14 protein-coding genes and 1 pseudogene are annotated in these 16,739 nt (G+C 53.1%); 2 read left to right on the top strand and 13 right to left on the bottom strand.

Annotated features, from left to right (window positions below; translation table 11 throughout):
• Nucleotides 1-2: 2 nt before the first annotated feature.
• The 6 genes from ETC02_RS02510 to glgB all read right to left on the bottom strand — a co-directional run bounded on the left by ETC02_RS02510 (nucleotide 3) and on the right by glgB (nucleotide 8,271).
• Nucleotides 3-242: a hypothetical protein gene (locus tag ETC02_RS02510; RefSeq protein WP_150825928.1), complete on the bottom strand. Its 240-nt coding sequence runs from the start codon at nucleotides 240-242 to the stop codon at nucleotides 3-5.
• A 103-nt stretch (nucleotides 243-345) separates the two neighbouring features.
• On the bottom strand, nucleotides 346-2,745 hold the full coding sequence (locus ETC02_RS02505) for a glycogen/starch/alpha-glucan phosphorylase (protein ID WP_033011755.1): 2,400 nt from the start codon (nucleotides 2,743-2,745) through the stop codon (nucleotides 346-348).
• A complete protein-coding gene (gene glgA / locus ETC02_RS02500) occupies nucleotides 2,732-4,189 on the bottom strand; it encodes a glycogen synthase GlgA (RefSeq protein ID WP_033011747.1) in 1,458 nt (485 codons plus the stop codon). Before glgA ends, ETC02_RS02505 begins: the two co-directional genes overlap by 14 nt.
• Nucleotides 4,186-5,217, bottom strand: a complete 1,032-nt coding sequence (locus tag ETC02_RS02495; protein WP_033011748.1) for a GlgC family sugar phosphate nucleotidyltransferase — start codon at nucleotides 5,215-5,217, stop codon at nucleotides 4,186-4,188. Before ETC02_RS02495 ends, glgA begins: the two co-directional genes overlap by 4 nt.
• Nucleotides 5,217-6,380, bottom strand: coding sequence for a glucose-1-phosphate adenylyltransferase (locus ETC02_RS02490; protein WP_033011749.1), 1,164 nt, complete (start codon nucleotides 6,378-6,380; stop codon nucleotides 5,217-5,219). The genes ETC02_RS02495 and ETC02_RS02490 overlap by 1 nt, the downstream gene beginning before the upstream one ends.
• On the bottom strand, nucleotides 6,262-8,271 hold the full coding sequence (gene glgB, locus ETC02_RS02485) for a 1,4-alpha-glucan branching enzyme (RefSeq protein WP_050368714.1): 2,010 nt from the start codon (nucleotides 8,269-8,271) through the stop codon (nucleotides 6,262-6,264). The genes ETC02_RS02490 and glgB overlap by 119 nt, the downstream gene beginning before the upstream one ends.
• Nucleotides 8,272-8,477: 206 nt before the next feature.
• Here glgB and ETC02_RS02480 point away from each other — a divergent pair, with 206 nt between their 5' ends.
• Nucleotides 8,478-9,428 (top strand): cation diffusion facilitator family transporter, encoded by a 951-nt coding sequence (locus ETC02_RS02480; RefSeq protein ID WP_033009732.1) that lies wholly within the window; start codon nucleotides 8,478-8,480, stop codon nucleotides 9,426-9,428.
• A gap of 42 nt (nucleotides 9,429-9,470) precedes the next feature.
• Here ETC02_RS02480 and ETC02_RS02475 read toward each other — a convergent pair whose 3' ends face one another.
• From ETC02_RS02475 to ETC02_RS02460, 4 genes are read right to left on the bottom strand one after another with little or no spacing between them, the layout of a single operon-like run.
• A complete protein-coding gene (locus tag ETC02_RS02475; protein ID WP_044743763.1) occupies nucleotides 9,471-9,662 on the bottom strand; it encodes a hypothetical protein in 192 nt (63 codons plus the stop codon).
• An 8-nt stretch (nucleotides 9,663-9,670) separates the two neighbouring features.
• Nucleotides 9,671-11,182: a S8 family serine peptidase gene (locus tag ETC02_RS18330; RefSeq protein WP_050367723.1), complete on the bottom strand. Its 1,512-nt coding sequence runs from the start codon at nucleotides 11,180-11,182 to the stop codon at nucleotides 9,671-9,673.
• Complete coding sequence (locus ETC02_RS18325) at nucleotides 11,167-11,328, bottom strand: S8 family serine peptidase (protein ID WP_158522916.1); 162 nt, start codon at nucleotides 11,326-11,328, stop codon at nucleotides 11,167-11,169. The genes ETC02_RS18330 and ETC02_RS18325 overlap by 16 nt, the downstream gene beginning before the upstream one ends.
• Nucleotides 11,329-11,332: 4 nt before the next feature.
• A complete protein-coding gene (locus ETC02_RS02460; protein ID WP_050367724.1) occupies nucleotides 11,333-11,806 on the bottom strand; it encodes a S8 family serine peptidase in 474 nt (157 codons plus the stop codon).
• A gap of 155 nt (nucleotides 11,807-11,961) precedes the next feature.
• Here ETC02_RS02460 and ETC02_RS02455 point away from each other — a divergent pair, with 155 nt between their 5' ends.
• On the top strand, nucleotides 11,962-12,588 hold the full coding sequence (locus ETC02_RS02455) for a LysE family translocator (protein ID WP_050367725.1): 627 nt from the start codon (nucleotides 11,962-11,964) through the stop codon (nucleotides 12,586-12,588).
• A gap of 37 nt (nucleotides 12,589-12,625) precedes the next feature.
• On the opposite strand, the gene ETC02_RS02450 is transcribed toward ETC02_RS02455, so the two are convergent.
• From ETC02_RS02450 to ETC02_RS02440, 3 genes and pseudogenes are all read right to left on the bottom strand, one after another.
• Nucleotides 12,626-12,853: a hypothetical protein gene (locus ETC02_RS02450; protein WP_033009725.1), complete on the bottom strand. Its 228-nt coding sequence runs from the start codon at nucleotides 12,851-12,853 to the stop codon at nucleotides 12,626-12,628.
• An 83-nt stretch (nucleotides 12,854-12,936) separates the two neighbouring features.
• The gene (locus tag ETC02_RS02445; protein WP_033009724.1) at nucleotides 12,937-13,569 is read right to left on the bottom strand and encodes a LysE family translocator; all 633 of its coding nucleotides are present in this window, start codon (nucleotides 13,567-13,569) and stop codon (nucleotides 12,937-12,939) included.
• Nucleotides 13,570-14,381: 812 nt separating this feature from the next.
• Nucleotides 14,382-16,409: pseudogene (locus ETC02_RS02440) on the bottom strand (bifunctional 2',3'-cyclic-nucleotide 2'-phosphodiesterase/3'-nucleotidase); the annotation flags it as partial.
• Nucleotides 16,410-16,739: the final 330 nt, after the last annotated feature.

Genomic DNA, 16,739 nt, shown 5'->3' with positions numbered 1-16,739 from the left:
GTTCAAACCGAACGCCGGCCGGTTCCGCCGACGCGAAACGGGGCGTTCCAACAGGGCGCCCCGTTCCGTTTATGCCGTTGCCGCCGCAGTCCGGCAACGGTCATACATCCGACTTCTTTCCGCTGCAAGCCGTCGCTCCTTGGCCGCTGTTTTGCCTCCGCACAGGAAACCGTCCCAAGCCCGGCGTTTGGAAACGGCGGAATCGATCGTTCAGACCGGCTCAGACGGAAATGGTTCATCATGCCAAAGACAAGTTCGTGATGGCGAGCGGCTGGTCGTTTGCGCCTCTGGGATGATTCGAAGCGGCCGCGCTCGTCTTTAGGGGCGCCTGTTTCCCGCCGGGCTTTACATCGACGGCGAAATGCCCCAAATCTCAGCCGCGTATTCCGCGACGGTCCGGTCGCTGGCAAAGTAGCCGGAGTGGGCGATGTTGACGGCGCTCATCCGCCACCAGCGCGCCGGATCGCGGTAAGCGTCTTCCACCTGCTCATGCTCTTCGGCGTAGGCGGCAAAGTCGCGCAGCACAAAATATTCATCATTTTGCGTCAAAAGCGAATCGTAAATCGGTTCAAAGTAATCGCCGGCATCCGGGAAAAAGCCGTTGACAAGCTGGTCGACGACTTGCTTGATCCGCTTGTCGTGATGGTAATACTCGTGCGCCCGGTAGCCGCCGTGCTCATAGTAGTTGAGCACTTCCTCAGCCGTCAGCCCGAACAAAAACATGTTTTCTTTCCCGACCGCTTCCGCGATTTCGACGTTCGCCCCATCAAGTGTACCAAGCGTGATCGCTCCGTTCATCATAAACTTCATGTTGCCCGTCCCGGACGCTTCTTTGCTGGCGGTTGAGATTTGCTCGCTCACATCGGCGGCCGGGATGATCTCTTCGGCGAGCGACACACGGTAGTTTTCCAAAAAAATGACTTTCAACTGGTCATGGACCCGTTTGTCGTTGTTCACCTTCTCGGCGACCGAATGGATCAGCTTGATAATCCTCTTGGCGTAGTAATAGCCCGGCGACGCCTTCGCCCCGAAGATAAACGTGCGCGGGTGAATCGAGAAGTGTGAATCCTCCTTCAGCCGATTGTACAAATGCATGATGTGCAGCACGTTCAACAGTTGCCGTTTGTAGGCGTGCAGCCGTTTCACTTGCACATCAAAGATCGACGACTCGTCAACACCGATTCCGGTCTTCTCATAAATGCGGGTGGCGAGCTTCGCTTTGCGCCGCCGCTTGACGGCGGCGAGCGCCTCTTGAAACGCCGGATCGGAAGCATGCGGCGCCAGTTCCACAAGCGCTTCCGGCTCATGAATCCAACGCGGGCCGATCGTGTCCGTAATCAACGCCGACAGCTCGGGGTTGGCTTTTAAGAGCCAGCGCCGGTGCGTCACGCCGTTCGTCTTATTGTTGAACTTTTGCGGCGCCCATTCGTAAAACAGGCGCATTTCCCGCTGTTTCAAAATGTCGGTATGCAGTTTCGCCACGCCGTTGACGCTATGGCTTGCCACGACGGCCAAGTGCGCCATTTTCACCATTCCGTGGGCGATGATGGCCATTTGTTCAATCCGCCCCCAATCGCCAGGGTAGCGTTCCCACAGCTCGCGGCAAAACCGTTCGTTGATCTCCTCGACGATCATATAAATGCGCGGCAAAAGCGGCCGGAACAAGTGGATCGGCCATTTCTCGAGCGCTTCCGACAACGTCGTATGGTTCGTATACGCGATCGTATGGGTCGTAATGTGCCACGCCTCTTCCCAGCCCATCCCTTCTTCATCGAGCAAAATGCGCATCAATTCCGGAATCGCGAGCGCCGGATGCGTGTCGTTCACATGAATGGCGACATACTCATGAAGCCGGCGCAAACTCCCGTGCTGGCGGCGATGAGCGCGGGTGATGCTGCCGAGGCTGGCAGCGACGAGAAAATACTGCTGCTTCAGCCGCAAAATTTTTCCTTCGTCATGCGTATCGTCCGGGTACAAAAACTCGGAAATGGCTTCGGTCTCCCGTTTGTATTGCATGACATCTTTATGGAGCGGGAACGTCTTCGCCGGTTCGGCGCTCCAAAGCCGGAGCGTGTTGACCGTGTTCGTCCCGTAGCCGATGACCGGCACGTCGTACGGCACCGCCATCACGTTTTCGCTGTCGACATGGCGGAATACAAGGCGGCCGTTTTGTTCCGACACCTCAACCCGCCCCCAAAACCGGACTTCGACCGCCAGCTCTTCTTTGCGGACTTCCCACACGTTTCCGTGGCGCAGCCATTGCTCCGGCAGTTCGACTTGATAACCGTCGACGATCTTTTGGTCAAACAGCCCATGCTTGTAGCGGATGCCGTGCCCGTGGCCCGGCAAATTGAGCGTCGCGAGCGAATCCAAAAAGCAGGCGGCGAGCCGCCCGAGCCCGCCGTTTCCGAGCCCGGCGTCCGCCTCACATTCCTCGACGTCTTCGAGGCGAATGCCGAGCTCGCGCAATCCTTCCTCGACGACCGAGCGGACGCCGAGGTTTAACAAATTGTTGCCAAGCAGGCGACCCAACAAAAACTCAATCGACAAATAATACACTTGCTTCCACCGTTGCGCCCGGTAGCGTTCATTCGTCGTGATCCAATGGCGGCTGATATGTTCGCGCACCATCTGGCCGAGAACGTGATAATGATCGCGCGCCGTCGATTCGGCAAACGGTTTGCCGCACAGCGCCTCGACCCGCGCCACAAACGCCCGTTTGAACGTTTCTTTATCGGCGAACAAGCGCATCTCCCCCTTTTTTGACCAGCCGTTTGTACGCTTTTTCATACTCTTTCGCTGAACGGCGCCAGCTGTAATCGCCGCGCATCGCCCGCTCCATGAGCCGCTCCCAGACAGATGGCTGGTGGTAGAACGACAGCGCCCGGCGGATCGTGTACAACATGTCATGGGCATTAAAGTTCGTAAAGCTGAACCCGTTTCCCTCTCCTGTAAATTCATTGTACGATTGCACCGTATCGTTCAGCCCACCCGTTTCCCGAACGATCGGAATCGTCCCGTACCGAAGCGCGATCATTTGGCTCAACCCGCACGGTTCAAATAATGACGGCATTAAAAACAAGTCCGAGCCCGCATAGATTTGATGGGCGAGCGGTTCGTGAAAGCCGATGTACACCCCGACTTTGTCCGGATAGGCCGCTGCCATTTGCGAGAAAAACTGTTCAAAGCGCCAATCCCCGGTGCCGAGCACGACGAGCTGCATGTCTTCCTGCATGAGGTCATGAAAGACGCACGTCACCAAATCGAGCCCTTTTTGCGCCGTCATTCGCGTCACCATGGCGACGACGGGCGCATCATCCCGCTCTGGCAGACCGAACCGCCGCTGCAAAGCGCGCTTGTTGAGTTTTTTTCTTTCCCGCGTATGTACGCTATAGGTCGCCGCCAAAAACGGATCGGTTTGCGGGTTGTAAAACTCGTCGTCAATGCCGTTTAAGATGCCGAGCAAATCGGCCCGCCGCGCCCGCAGCAAGCCGTCCAACCGCTCGCCGTAATAGGCGGTTTGAATCTCTTCTTTGTACGTCGGACTCACCGTCGTGATCAAATCGGAGGCGACAAGCGCCCCTTTCATAAAGCTGACGCTTCCGTAAAACTCGAGCTGGTCGACGGTGAAATACCGTCCGTCCAAATTCAACAAATCCTCTAAAATCCCGCGCGGAAACAGCCCTTGAAACTGCAAGTTGTGAATCGTAAACATCGTGCGGATATCCGCATAAAACGGATCATGGTGGTATTGCTCGCGCAGCAAAAATGGAATCATGCCGGCGTGCCAGTCATGGCAATGAATGATGTCGGGCTGAAACCCGATCTCCGGCAGCGCGTCCAGCACCGCCCGGCAAAAATAAGAAAACCGCTCACCGTCGTCATAATGGCCGTACAGCTGCGGCCGTTTGAAGTAATACTCGTTGTCGATGAAGTAATAGATGACCCCGTCGTGCTCGAGCTCCTCCACGCCGGCATATTGGCGGCGCCACCCGACCGGCACGGTGAACTCCGCCGTTTTGTTCATCTTCTCTTTCCATTCGCGGGCGATCGTCTCATATTTCGGCAGCATGACACGGGCGTCAACGCCGAGCCGGCGCAGCTCTTTCGGCAGCGCGCCGGCAACGTCGGCCAATCCCCCCGATTTGGCGAACGGGGCGCATTCGGAAACGGCAAATAGCACGTTCATCGGCTGGCGACCTCCCCCTGCACCGTTCCTTTGCGGACGACAAACGGTTGATCAGCCGTTCCTTTCAACACCACGCCCGGTTCGACCTTGGCGTCTTTATCGATAATGACGCCATCGAGGACGCAGCCGTCGCCGATTTGGCACTTTTGCATAATAATGCTGTTTTTCACGACCGCTCCTTTGCCGATCTTCACAGAGCGGAACAAGACGCTGTTTTCCACCGTCCCGTCAATGACGCAGCCGTTGGCGATCATCGAGCGCTTTACGCTCCCTTCCCGCCCGTACTTCGTCGGCGGCTCGTCTTTCACTTTCGTATAAATCGGCCGCTCCGCGAGAAAGAGCTGTTCCCAGACGTTCCGATCCAATAGTTCCATGCTTGAGCGGAAATATTGCCCCACCGAATCGATGACCGCCGCATACCCCGTGTATTCGTAATCGCAAATCGACAGTGAATGGCGGCCATCGCGGACGACGTCGACGATGCTTCGGTAGCCGCGGTTTTTGTAATCGGCGATCAAGTCAAGCAGCAGCGACGTTTCCAGCAAATACATCTCAAGCGACCGACCGCGATGACGGATTTCGGTCACATCACAGCCATTTTCGATATGGCGCTTCAAGACGGCGGCAAAATCGATGTTGCATACCGTATAGCCGTTCGCAATGATCGCGTATTTTTGTCGGCTCCGCAAAAAATAGTCGATGTGCTGCTCGAAGTGGGCAAATGCCCCGACGCGGCGCTCGCCGGAAAACAGCAAATCCGGCGATGGGAAGAAAAACAGTCCGTCCCGCTTTCGGTTTAAGTCCCAGTTTTTCCCTGACCCTAAATGGTCCATGAGCGAACGGTACTGATATTTCGGAAAAATCGCAACACTCTCAATGCCGGAGTTAACCATGCTTGAGAGCACGAAATCAATGAGCCGATACCGGCCGGCAAACGGCACCGCGGCGATCGAGCGCTGTTCGATAAGCGGCGCTAACGCCTCCATATACATCGTCGCGTCAATGACGCCTAACATCTTGTTGTTCATCACGCTTCATCCTTCCTCGCGGTTTCCTCATTCCATTGCGCAAGCCATTCGGCGGTCACGAGCACCACCTCGCCGTCTTCGTCCGGGGCAATCGAGGCATGCGTCGGGATGACGCAATCCGGCGTGACGATCGCCCGCTCGACATACGCTCCTTCGCTGACTGCCGCTCCTGGCATAATGACCGATTCTTTCACGACCGCCCCTTTGCCGATACGGACGCCTTGAAACAGCACTGAACGCTTGACCGTCCCTTCGACGACGCACCCTTCATTGACGAGTGAGTCCGCCACTTCCGCCTCCTGGGAAATGTATTGCGGCGGCTGATTCGGATTGACGGAATAAATGCGCCATGAGCGGTCGAACAAGTCGAGCTCGTTGTCCTCATCCAACAAGTCCATGTTCGCTTCCCACAAGCTTTTCACCGTGCCGACATCTTTCCAGTAGCCTTGGAACGGGTAGGCAAACAGCCGCTTGCGTTCGCGAAGCAAAAGCGGGATGATGTCTTTGCCGAAATCGTGCGACGAATGCGGGTCAGCGTTGTCGATTTTCAAGTATTCTTTCAACAGCGGCCAATTGAAAATGTAAATGCCCATCGACGCCAAATTGCTCTTTGGCTCCGCCGGTTTTTCGGCAAACTCGACAATTTGCATCTCGTCATTCGTATTCATAATGCCAAACCGGCTCGCTTCTTCCCATGGCACTTCAATAACGGAAATCGTCACATCGGCCTGTTTGGCGATATGGTAGTCGAGCATCTGCCGATAGTCCATTTTGTAAATGTGGTCGCCGGACAGCACGAGCACGTAGTCCGGGTCGTACTGTTCAATATAATTCATATTTTGATAAATCGCGTTGGCGGTGCCTTCATACCATTTCACGCCGGACGAGACGGAATAGGGCGGCAGGACGGTGACCCCGCCGTTTCGCCGGTCCAAATCCCACGCGCTTCCGATGCCGATGTACGAGTGAAGAAAGAGCGGCTGGTACTGCGTCAGCACGCCGACCGTATCGATGCCGGAATTCGTGCAGTTGCTCAATGTAAAATCAATGATCCGATACTTCCCGCCGAACGGCACGGCCGGTTTCGCGATGTTTGTCGTCAGCGAGCGAAGCCGGCTTCCTTGCCCGCCGGCCAATAACATGGCGATGCACGTCTTCTTCATTTTGCTTTCTCTCCCCTCGTTTTTGCACTGGGCGCAAGATTGAAATGCCAAATGGCGGAATCGTCATGCGCACATGGTACGGCTTTCCATGAAACGGTTCATTGAACGCCGGAAGCCGCTTCGAATTGACATGATCTGATCCACCAAAGTCCACCGCATCGCTGTTCAGCACTTCCCGATACGGAGCCAAAAGCGGCACGCCGACTTTGTAGTCGTCGTACGCTTGATTTGTGAAATTGCAAACAATTACCAACAGATCACCGTCTTTTTTCCCGCGGCGGACGAACGAGAAAATGCTTTGTTCGGCATTATGAACGTCGATCCATTCAAACCCCTGCGGGTCGTGGTCGAGCTCGTAAAACGGCTTATACCGCTTGTAGCAGGCGATCAATTGCTTGACATACTCATCCATCTTCCGGTGCAGCTCAAAATCAAACAGCACCCAGTCGAGCTCTCCCTCAAACTTCCATTCGTCAAACTGGGCAAATTCGTTGCCCATAAACAACAACTTTTTCCCGGGGTGGGCCATCATGTAGCCGTACAACAGCCGCAGCTGGGCGAACTTCTCCTCGTACGACCCCGGCATTTTGTTGAGCAGCGACTTTTTGCCATGCACAACTTCATCATGAGAAAACGGCAAAATGAAATTTTCTGAATACGCATAAAGGAGGGAAAAGGTGACTTGATTGTGTGCATGCTTCCGCTCATGCGGCGGCGTTTCCATATACTTCAGCATGTCGTTCATCCAGCCCATGTTCCACTTGTAGTTAAAGCCAAGCCCGCCGTCATACGTCGGCGCCGTCACCCGCGGCCAATCGGTCGAATCTTCGGCGATCATCAAGACGTTGGGGTCATAGGCAAACACCGCTTCGTTTAACTTGCGCAAAAACTCGACCGCATACGGGTTTTCATAGAGCTGGTCGTTGTTCGGCCAATACAGCATGTTCGCGACCGCATCGACGCGGAATCCGTCGACGTGGTAATACTCGAGCCAAAACAAGGCGTTGGAGATGAGAAAACTGCGCACTTCCGGTTTGCCCAAGTCAAAATTCGCCGTCCCCCAGACGTAATTTTCCCGGTCTTTTTCGTTCGCATATTCGTACGTCGGGGCGCCGTCAAACATATATAACCCGTGGGCGTCCTTGCAAAAATGCCCCGGCACCCAATCGAGAATGACCCCGATTCCTGCCTGATGGCAGCGGTCGACGAAATACATGAAATCATGCGGCGCACCGTAGCGGCTTGTCACCGCATAATAGCCGGTCCCTTGATACCCCCACGAACGGTCGAGCGGATGCTCGACAAGCGGAAGCAGCTCAATGTGCGTAAATCCACGCTCTAGCACGTACGGGATAAGTTCGTCGGCCATCTCACGGTACGTCAAAAAACGACCTTCCTTTTTCTTCCACGAACCGAAATGGAGCTCATAAATGACCATCGGCTGCTCGTAAATCCGCTTTCGCCGCTTCTTCCGCTGCCAAGACTGATCGTTCCACTGGTATCCTTTCAGATCGTAGACAATCGAGGCGGTGTGGGGGCGCAATTCGGAGCAAAACGCGTACGGGTCCGCTTTCAGCAGCACCCGCCCATCCGGCGTGACAATCTCATACTTATACAAATGCCCTTCCAAGTTTTCCGGGACAACGATCGTCCATACTCCTTCATCGTTCACTTTGGTGAGGCGGAACTTCGCCCCGTCCCAGCCGTTAAAGCTGCCGACCAGGCGCACGTCGCGCGCATGCGGCGCCCAGACGCAAAAGCGGGTGGCGGCCCTTCCGCCCTCATCGATCACGTGGGCACCAAACAGCTCGTAGCTTTTATGCAAGCTGCCTTCATGAAACAAATACACTTCCAAATCCGTCGGATTCGCCGCAATCAAGCTCGATCGCATCCTTTCTGAAGCAAGATGATGGCCATACACAACATTGATTCCTATTCGCCAACAGCAGGATCCATTCCTTGAATTGTTCGTCTATATTTTTAGACAAATTCCAACAACCGCTCTTTCTCGCTGTCGAAATTTCATTTGCACACAGGCTGATTTTTATATTATAATATATATAAGTTGATAATTATTATAAATAATGGAGGTGCATTATGGCTCCAACACTGTACGATTTTCACCATCTCCCGCACGTCAAAACGCAACATGAATCAAAAAAAGCGCTCTGGGTGACGCTTTTGTTGACCATGTTTTTCACCGCCGTTGAAATCATTGGCGGACTGATTTCCAACTCGCTCGCCTTATTGTCCGATTCGGCCCATATGGCATCCGATGTATTGGCGCTTGGATTGAGCATGGTCGCCCTCTACATGGCAACGCGCCCGCCGAACCGCCGCTTTACGTTCGGTTTTTTGCGATTTGAAATCATCACATCGTTTTTGAACGGGCTGACGTTGGCCGTCATTGCGCTGTGGATTTTATGGGAAGGCATTCAGCGTTTTCTTCATCCTGAACCGATCAACTTTCGTCTTATGCTCGGAATCGCGGCGATCGGCCTCATCGTTAACTTGACGTTGACCATCGTCTTAAGCCGGAGCACGAAAGAAGAAGACAACTTGAACGTTCAGAGCGCCCTTTGGCATTTCATCGGCGACTTAATCAGCTCGATCGGCGTCATCGTGTCCGCGCTGCTCATTTACTTCACCGGCTGGACGGTGTTCGATCCGATCATCAGCCTCGTGATCGCCGCCATCATTTTCACAGGCGGGGCGAAAATTATGCGTGAATCGTATCTCATCTTAATGGAAGCCGTGCCAGATGGGTTCGATCTCGAACAAATCCGCGCCGACATTCGACAGATCGAAGGGGTCGAAGACGTGCACGACATGCATTTATGGGCCATCTCGACCGACCATTACTCGCTGTCGGCTCATGTGTTTGTCAGCGAGCACATCCAGCCGCTTTGTGTCATTTTGGCGGTGAATGAAATGCTGAAGGAAAAATACGGCATTGAGCATGCCACGATCCAAGTCGAGCACGCCATGCTCCACGACCACGGAACCTATGGGAAGGCGTTTTTGGAGAAAAAGAAGCAGCCGCAATGATAAAGACCGCCCATGCCGAATCGGCAAGGCGGTCTTTTATGATCAGTTCACGGATCGTTTTAACCCGTTTTTGGCTCCGTTTTCTTTTTGCAGGCGGTACGAAGCTGCATATCCCGTTTCTTCCGTTTCGTCCACGCCGTAGACGTAAACATTGCCGAGACGGTCTTTGTATGCAAGCAAGTAATAGTAGTCACTGTATTTGTCTTTTTTCGCATACACGATGTTGGTTTCCACATTGGCCTTCAGCGAATAGGTCTTCTCATCAATGTACGCATCGCCGTACGGGTCATAGACGAATAACGTAGCTCAACAGTATAATAGTAGTTTCCTTCACTGACAAAGGCGTTTTTGTTGTCTTTTCCGTCCCAGCTGACCGTATAAGAACCGCTGTTGTATTTTTTATTGCGCAAAAGCTGTTTGCTGATGGCTCCTTTTTCTGTTTTCACGTAGGCAGAAACGACGAGAGGCTCTTTCAGATTCATCCGGAAGCTTGCTTTCGCCACCCCGTCCATTTTAAACAGTGTTTGGCCAAGCGACACGCCGCTAAAGGCGACTTTTGTATCGATCACGACCGAGAGGCTGCGCGCGGCGGCCTTGCGTTTTTTGTCGTCCACTGCGGACAGTTTCAACCGGTACGTTCCGTCAGGCAGCAGCTTTCCGCTCGCATTTTTCCCGTCCCAAACAAGCGTCTGTTTTCCGCCGGAAAGCCATTTGTTGCTCCAAATCGTTTTCACGAGCTTGTTTTTCGAATCGTACACTTGCGCCGTGACGCTTGCCTTTTTGTTGAGCGCAAACGGAATGGACACCTTCCCTTTTGCCTTCGGCGAGAACGATACAGTGGAAGATGACAGCTGAATAGACGGAACCACGCTGTCTACAACCTTGATTTGCTTCGTTTTCGCCACCGTTTCGCGCCCGTTCGACACTTGAACGACCATCGTATACGCGCCGCTTCCGACAAATGCGCCGTTATCTTGTTTGCCGTCCCACGACAAGGAAATGCGGTTGCTGTTCCAAAGCTTGTTTTTGGCGATCGTCCGGACGGCGTACCCCCTGCTGTTTTTTACGTACGCCGTCACTTTCAGCCCTTTTCTATAGGCGGACAGCGAAAACCCAACCTTGTTATTTCCCTTCATTGTAAACGTTCCTGCCGCCGAAATCGAAGACAGCGGCGAAGGCGTGTTCCGCACCGCCTTATAGGCATCCACTCTTCCATACCCATAAAACACGTCCCATCCCTTACCGCCCAGATCGACGGTTGACTTTCGCAAAATGCTCTCGACTTCCCCGCGCGTCAGCAGCGGATTTTTCGACAACACGAGCGCTGCCGTGCCCGATACGATCGGCGCCGCCATCGATGTCCCAGGCAGGCTGTAATAGGAACTTCCCGGAAACGTGGAATAAATGTTGACTCCGGGGGCGGCGAGGTCAATATAATTTCCGTAGTTGGAAAAGTCGGTGATAAAGTCATCACCATCCGTTGCACTCACTGCAATAACCGGCTCGAACGCGGCAGGATACGACGGCAAATATGTATGGTCATTTCCCGCCGCAGCAACAAGAACAGCCCCTTTGGACGCGGCATACTGCACAGCCGCCGCTTCGTAATTCGTTGCCGCATATGCACCCAAACTTAAATTAATCACATTCGCCCCTTGGTCTGTTGCATATACGATTCCGTACGCCACATCGTAGCTTGTTGCCCCTTCCCCTTCAAACACATTGACTGGCATGATTTTTACATTTGGAGCCACGCCGGTGACCCTTTTTTATTGATCGAAGCGGCAATAATGCCCGCCACATGCGTCCCGTGCTCCCCCGCTGGCACAGATCTCGTTCCGGTGACCACATTATAAGGCGAGACAATTTTCCCTGCCAAATCCGGATGATTCGTCTGCACCCCATTATCGACAACGGCTACCGTAATCTGCCCTGCCCCTTGTCGTATCCCACGCCTTTGGGGCGTTGATTTTTTTCAAATGCCACTGTTTGCTGTATCCTGGATCGCTCGGCGTATAGTTCCGTTCGATGATATAGTTGGGCTCCACCGATTCGATTTCGGGAAGCTTTACTAGTTTCGCAGCCAGCCCCTTCAGATCCATACCTTTTGGTGCTTTAATAAGGGAAAAATTCCCTATGTCCATAAATGAGAGCTCGGCGGCTCGGAACGGACGCAGTAGCGCCTCACGCTGCTTTTCCGTCACCCCTTCTTTAAATTTGACGACTAATTCATTCGCCACCATTTCTTTCGGTTCAGAAAACTTTGCAACCACTTCTTTTACCGAGGACGGCGGCTTGATTTCTGTGTCCGCCGAGGCAGCGGAGCTATACCCCCAAAACAGCAGCAACGCCATCCCCATCACTTTCAATTGTTTCATTCTTTGCTCCCCCTGTACACCTTTATTTCCAAGCGCGCCGATGTGTTCGTCAAACAGGAAATGAACCCATTTTTGCCGAGGAAAAAGGAATCGAACGGGAAGATCGCGAAATTTAGAAGCAACCGTCACGATAGACAAACAAAGAGGTGTGTTCGATGGAAATGGATACCGCTTTATCGTTTTTAGGCGTCGCGATTGTGCTGACACTCGCCCCGGGCCCAGACATTTTATTCGTCATCGCCCAAAGCCTGTCCCAAGGCAAACACGCGGGCATCGCCACCGCGCTCGGGCTGTGCACAGGGCTGCTTGTCCATATCAGTGCCGCCACGCTTGGCGTCTCGGCCGTCATTTACCAATCCGCCTTGGTGTTTGCCATCGTCAAGTACGCGGGCGCCGCGTATTTGCTGTACCTAGCCTGGCAGGCGTTCCGTGAACAAGACGAAGGCCTCGCCTTTGGGCGGCAGACGCCGATGGCATACACCTCGCTGTACAAAAAAGGCATTGTCATGAACGTGCTCAACCCGAAAGTGTCTCTCTTCTTCTTGGCGCTCTTGCCGCAGTTTGTCGACGAAACAGCCGGCCATGTGCCGGGGCAGATGCTTCTATTAGGCGCCATCTTTCTCGTGCAGGCGCTCGTTGTCTTCACCTTGGTGAGCATCGGCGCGGAAAAGCTGCGCCAATGGCTCTCGGCCCACACCGCCATCACCAAGCGAATCCATTGGCTCAAAGGCGCCATCTTCGCGCTGATCGGCATTCAAATCGCCGTCAGCGAACGGTCGTAGCGGCAAGAAAAAAGAGGGCGGCTGCCCTCTTTTCTGCTCATCTCCACAACAGCGCCGCGCCTCCCAATATGAGAAGCAGGGAGAGGAACAGCACCCACGTTGACCAAAGATCGATCATTTCAAAAAACAAGGCTATTCTCCGCTCACGCCCTCCTTCTTCTTGTATGCTTCCCCACTGCTGCTTAATGATCACGATCCCAAACGGAAACATCCCGATTCCCGCCACAAGGAGAATCACCGCTATTCCTTTGTCATCCGCCCCCATTTCTCCAACCAACCTCCTCACGAATCACCGCCCGCGCTTTCATTCGGCTGAGAATCGTGCGTTCCGACGCCGCCCGCCCTCGCTCACGACGCTTTCGTTTGCAGCAGCTTCACACCAAGCCCAATGAACACGATCCCCGTCAACCGATTGACAAGAAGCGCCATTTTCGCGTTTTGGCGCACCCGTTTCGTCGCCAGCGCAGCCACATAGACGACGCCAAGCCCCCACAGCGTGCTCGTCACCACGAACGAAACGCCGAGCAGCAGAAACGGGAGCGGGCCGTATGGCTGATCCGTTTGAATGAATTGCGGCAAAAAGGAAAGGAAAAACAACGCCACTTTCGGATTCATCACATTCGTCGTCACGCCTTGCCAATAAATCTTTTTCAGCTTCATCGGCGCCAGTTCCTCGGACTCCAACGCTGGCGGCGTCGACTGCCGCATCATTTTGATGCCAAGATACACCAAATACGCTGCGCCAGCGATTTTCACAGCCGTAAATAAGACAACCGACTGCTGCAAAATCACCGCCAAGCCAAACGCAGCGAGCAACGTATGAATGAACACCCCCGTCGAAATGCCCAACACCGAATACACGCCCGCTTTTCTCCCTTGCGCCACACTGCGCCCCATAATATACATCGTATCCACTCCCGGAGTGGCATGCATCAAAATCGACGCCAGCAAATACATCCCGTAACTTGTAATGCCTAACACATGTCTCCCTCCTGACCAAGCTAGCAAACAATCATCCATGGACAGTGGCACTGCTTTCGGGCAATGTTACAAAAGGTGGGTGGCTTCACCACCGATACAGTGACAAAAACGTTCCGTTTTCCAAAACGAATGATCCCAAGAACCTCGATGTCCACCGGCCTTCGAAAAAGCAGATGATGGGTAGCGCCCGGTCGGACAAGCAGCGCTTCCCCAATCGAACATCTTTTTTCCTTCCATGACCGCCCGCTCAACGAAAGCGGCTGTTTTTCACTGTCCTTGTTAGAAGCGAACTGCCCACCACCTACGCTTCGCTTAGAGGCAGGGGCTTCAAGCGACTTGTGCGTGTTCGCTGAACGGTAAGCCACAAACAAGAACCCTTTACGCTTCCCTTCGTTCCAAAGGTGTCGGTTTGAACCATAGACGATCATATTCATCGGCGATGGCCAACCGAAATTCATCTCCCACCTACTCATTGATCGATCGCTCTTCACATTCCTTGAGGTGGGAGACTTCTTTCGGAAATGACGTTAACGTAAAAGATCTTCTTCTCATCGTCAGTCAAAAAGGCGATATTTTCGAAATGGAAAAAATGGCAGTAGCGCCAGAAATACTTTTAGTCACATTTTCGTGTCACCTAAAAGGCCGGTAAAAAACGGCTGTCACGAGCAAATCAGCGGCATTTCGCCGAAAAAGAAGATTGATTCCGCAAGGTTGTTCTAATTAAGAAACAGCTGGAACTAGCAGTATTTTATACGAAATCACCTGCCTCCTAAATCACCTGCTATTTTTCCAACCTCTTCTTAACGTCCAGATTTTTCTAGCTCTTTCGAATGGTTTGTTTTCGTTTCTTTCCAAGACAACAGCGTAAGTTCGTATTGGGCAAACCCGTTGGACAATGTCGCCACATAGCGGATGCGGCTGTCTGGCGGCAAATATTTTTGTGCTTCCGGTGACGATTCAAAGGAAACGGTCACCGATGCTTTCCCTTTCACTGGTGCAAAGGTCCAGTTGCCGTCCACGGACGGGTTGATCGTTCCGCTTTCGCGAATATAATCGATGATCACTTGCCGGTTTTCATCCGGCGCGGCCAAAATCGTGTTTTTCCCGCCCGGATTGATGATCCGGTTCGTCGTCGCCCGATAGTTGTTCGTCGCAACGATAAATTCCATCTTCGCCGTCACCGGTTTGCCTTGGAATCGCAAGTTTTTAATGCGGTTTGCTTTCGGATTGATCACATTTTGGTTTTTGTCGTATTTCGCCGGCTCGGTAACATCGATCTCATACGTCACGCCATCAATAATGTCGAAGTTGTACGTCGGGAAGTCGTTGTTGACAAGCGGCTGAATGCCTGTCTTGTTCGGGTCGATTTGGTTGAATTGTCCCGCCGACCACTCAAGCCATTCTTTCAACTCGGCTCCCGTAATTTTCAGCGCATACACCGTGTTTGGATACAAGTACAAATCGGCGACGTTTTTAATGGCGATTTCCCCTGCCGGAATATCCGTGTAATAGCTCGGTCCACCGCGCCCGCCGGCCTTGAACGGAGCGCCGGCTGACAGCACCGGAAGGCCTTCATACTGCGTCCCTTTTAACATTTTTTCCACATACCACTTTTGGGCGTTCGTGACGATTTGCACGGACGGATCATCTTGAACGAGTGCAAAATAGCTGTTGATCGGGCTCGTAGTTTTTCCCACTGGGCTGCGGACGTACTGGATCGTCGCTTCGTGCTCCGCCTGAATGGCCTGCTCAACGGCCGAATCGCTGTCAACCAACGGCGTTTTCGTCGCCTTGTCATACACCGGGCGAAGCTGGGCTTTTGCCTGTGTTACTTTCCATTTCCCATCCACTTGCTCAACCGTCAAGTCAATGACCCCAAGCGTATCGCCCCACGAACCTGGCATCGTCACCGGAACGCCATTGATCGTCCCGTTTTCATTGTTGATACCGTTCCCATCCAGAAAATCAGGCGTCGTTCCCGGAAGCGCCGGAAATTTTTTATGCTGGTGGCCGGTCAGCACGGCGTCGACCCCCGGAATTTGCGTCAAATAATAGGAGGCATTTTCCATATTCGGGCTGTTTCCGCCGGTTTCAATGCCCGAGTGCGACAGCACGACGATCAAATCGGCCCCTTCGGCTTTCATTTTTGGAATATACTTTTGTGCCGACTGCACAATGTCTTTCGCTATCACTTTCCCTTGCAAATTCGCTTTGTCCCAATCCATAATCTGCGGCGGCACAAAGCCGATGACACCGATCTTCAGCGTATGTGCCTCCCCGTCTTCATCAACGACTTCTTTCTCTAAAATGTGATACGGCGTGAAATAGTTGACATCGTTATCTGGATTTTGATCATGGTCATCGCGGTACACATTCGCGTTCACGATCGGCAGCTTGGCATCATCATACACCTCATCGAGGAAATCCAAGCCATAGTTGAACTCATGGTTTCCCACTGTCGCCGCATCGTACTTCAACAAATGCAACAGTTTCACGGCTGGATGCACTTCGCCATCTTGCAGCGGCTTCACTTTCGCCACATAGTCGCCAAGCGGCGTTCCTTGAATCAAATCTCCGTTGTCAAACAGAAGCGTATTCGGCTGCTCAGCGCGTGCCTGCTCGATCAATCGCGCCGTTTTTGACAGCCCGAACTCATTCGTCGGGCTGTCTTTGAAATAATCATAGTTAACGAGATTCATATGTACATCGGTAGTCTCCAAAATGCGCAGCTTGACGACATCCCGATCCTCCGCGCCTACCGCCGTCGGCCCAAACGAAGGAGCCAGCAGCCCCAACGCCAACAACACGCTCGCCGCCGCGTATTTCTTCCGTTTTTTCAATGCCCATCCCCCCACTCATCAAATCATTGTCATCTGTATTATACTATAAAAGATCCAAAATTTTCGGGAAATGTTTCGCTGAAAATTTAGCAAAGGGGGATATAAATGGTCCGTCAAGGACATATAAATTTTATGCAGAGGGGTGGAGCCAAATGGATCACTTCATCGAGCAGATCCAGACACTATCGAAAAGGGTGAACAGAGTGACATACTCCCACCACCTACGCTTCGCTTAGAGGTGGGGGCTTCTCGGGTAATCCCATCTCATGATGGGAAGTTGACCGAGCGATCCCCGTGTGCCCCACGGTTCGAGGACAAATTAGACGATCG

Source organism: Geobacillus sp. DSP4a, from assembly GCF_013096875.1.
GTDB lineage: Bacteria > Bacillota > Bacilli > Bacillales > Anoxybacillaceae > Geobacillus > Geobacillus thermophilus.
Note: the sequence above shows the minus strand (reverse complement) of the source record. Positions and strands in the feature narration are given on the sequence as shown.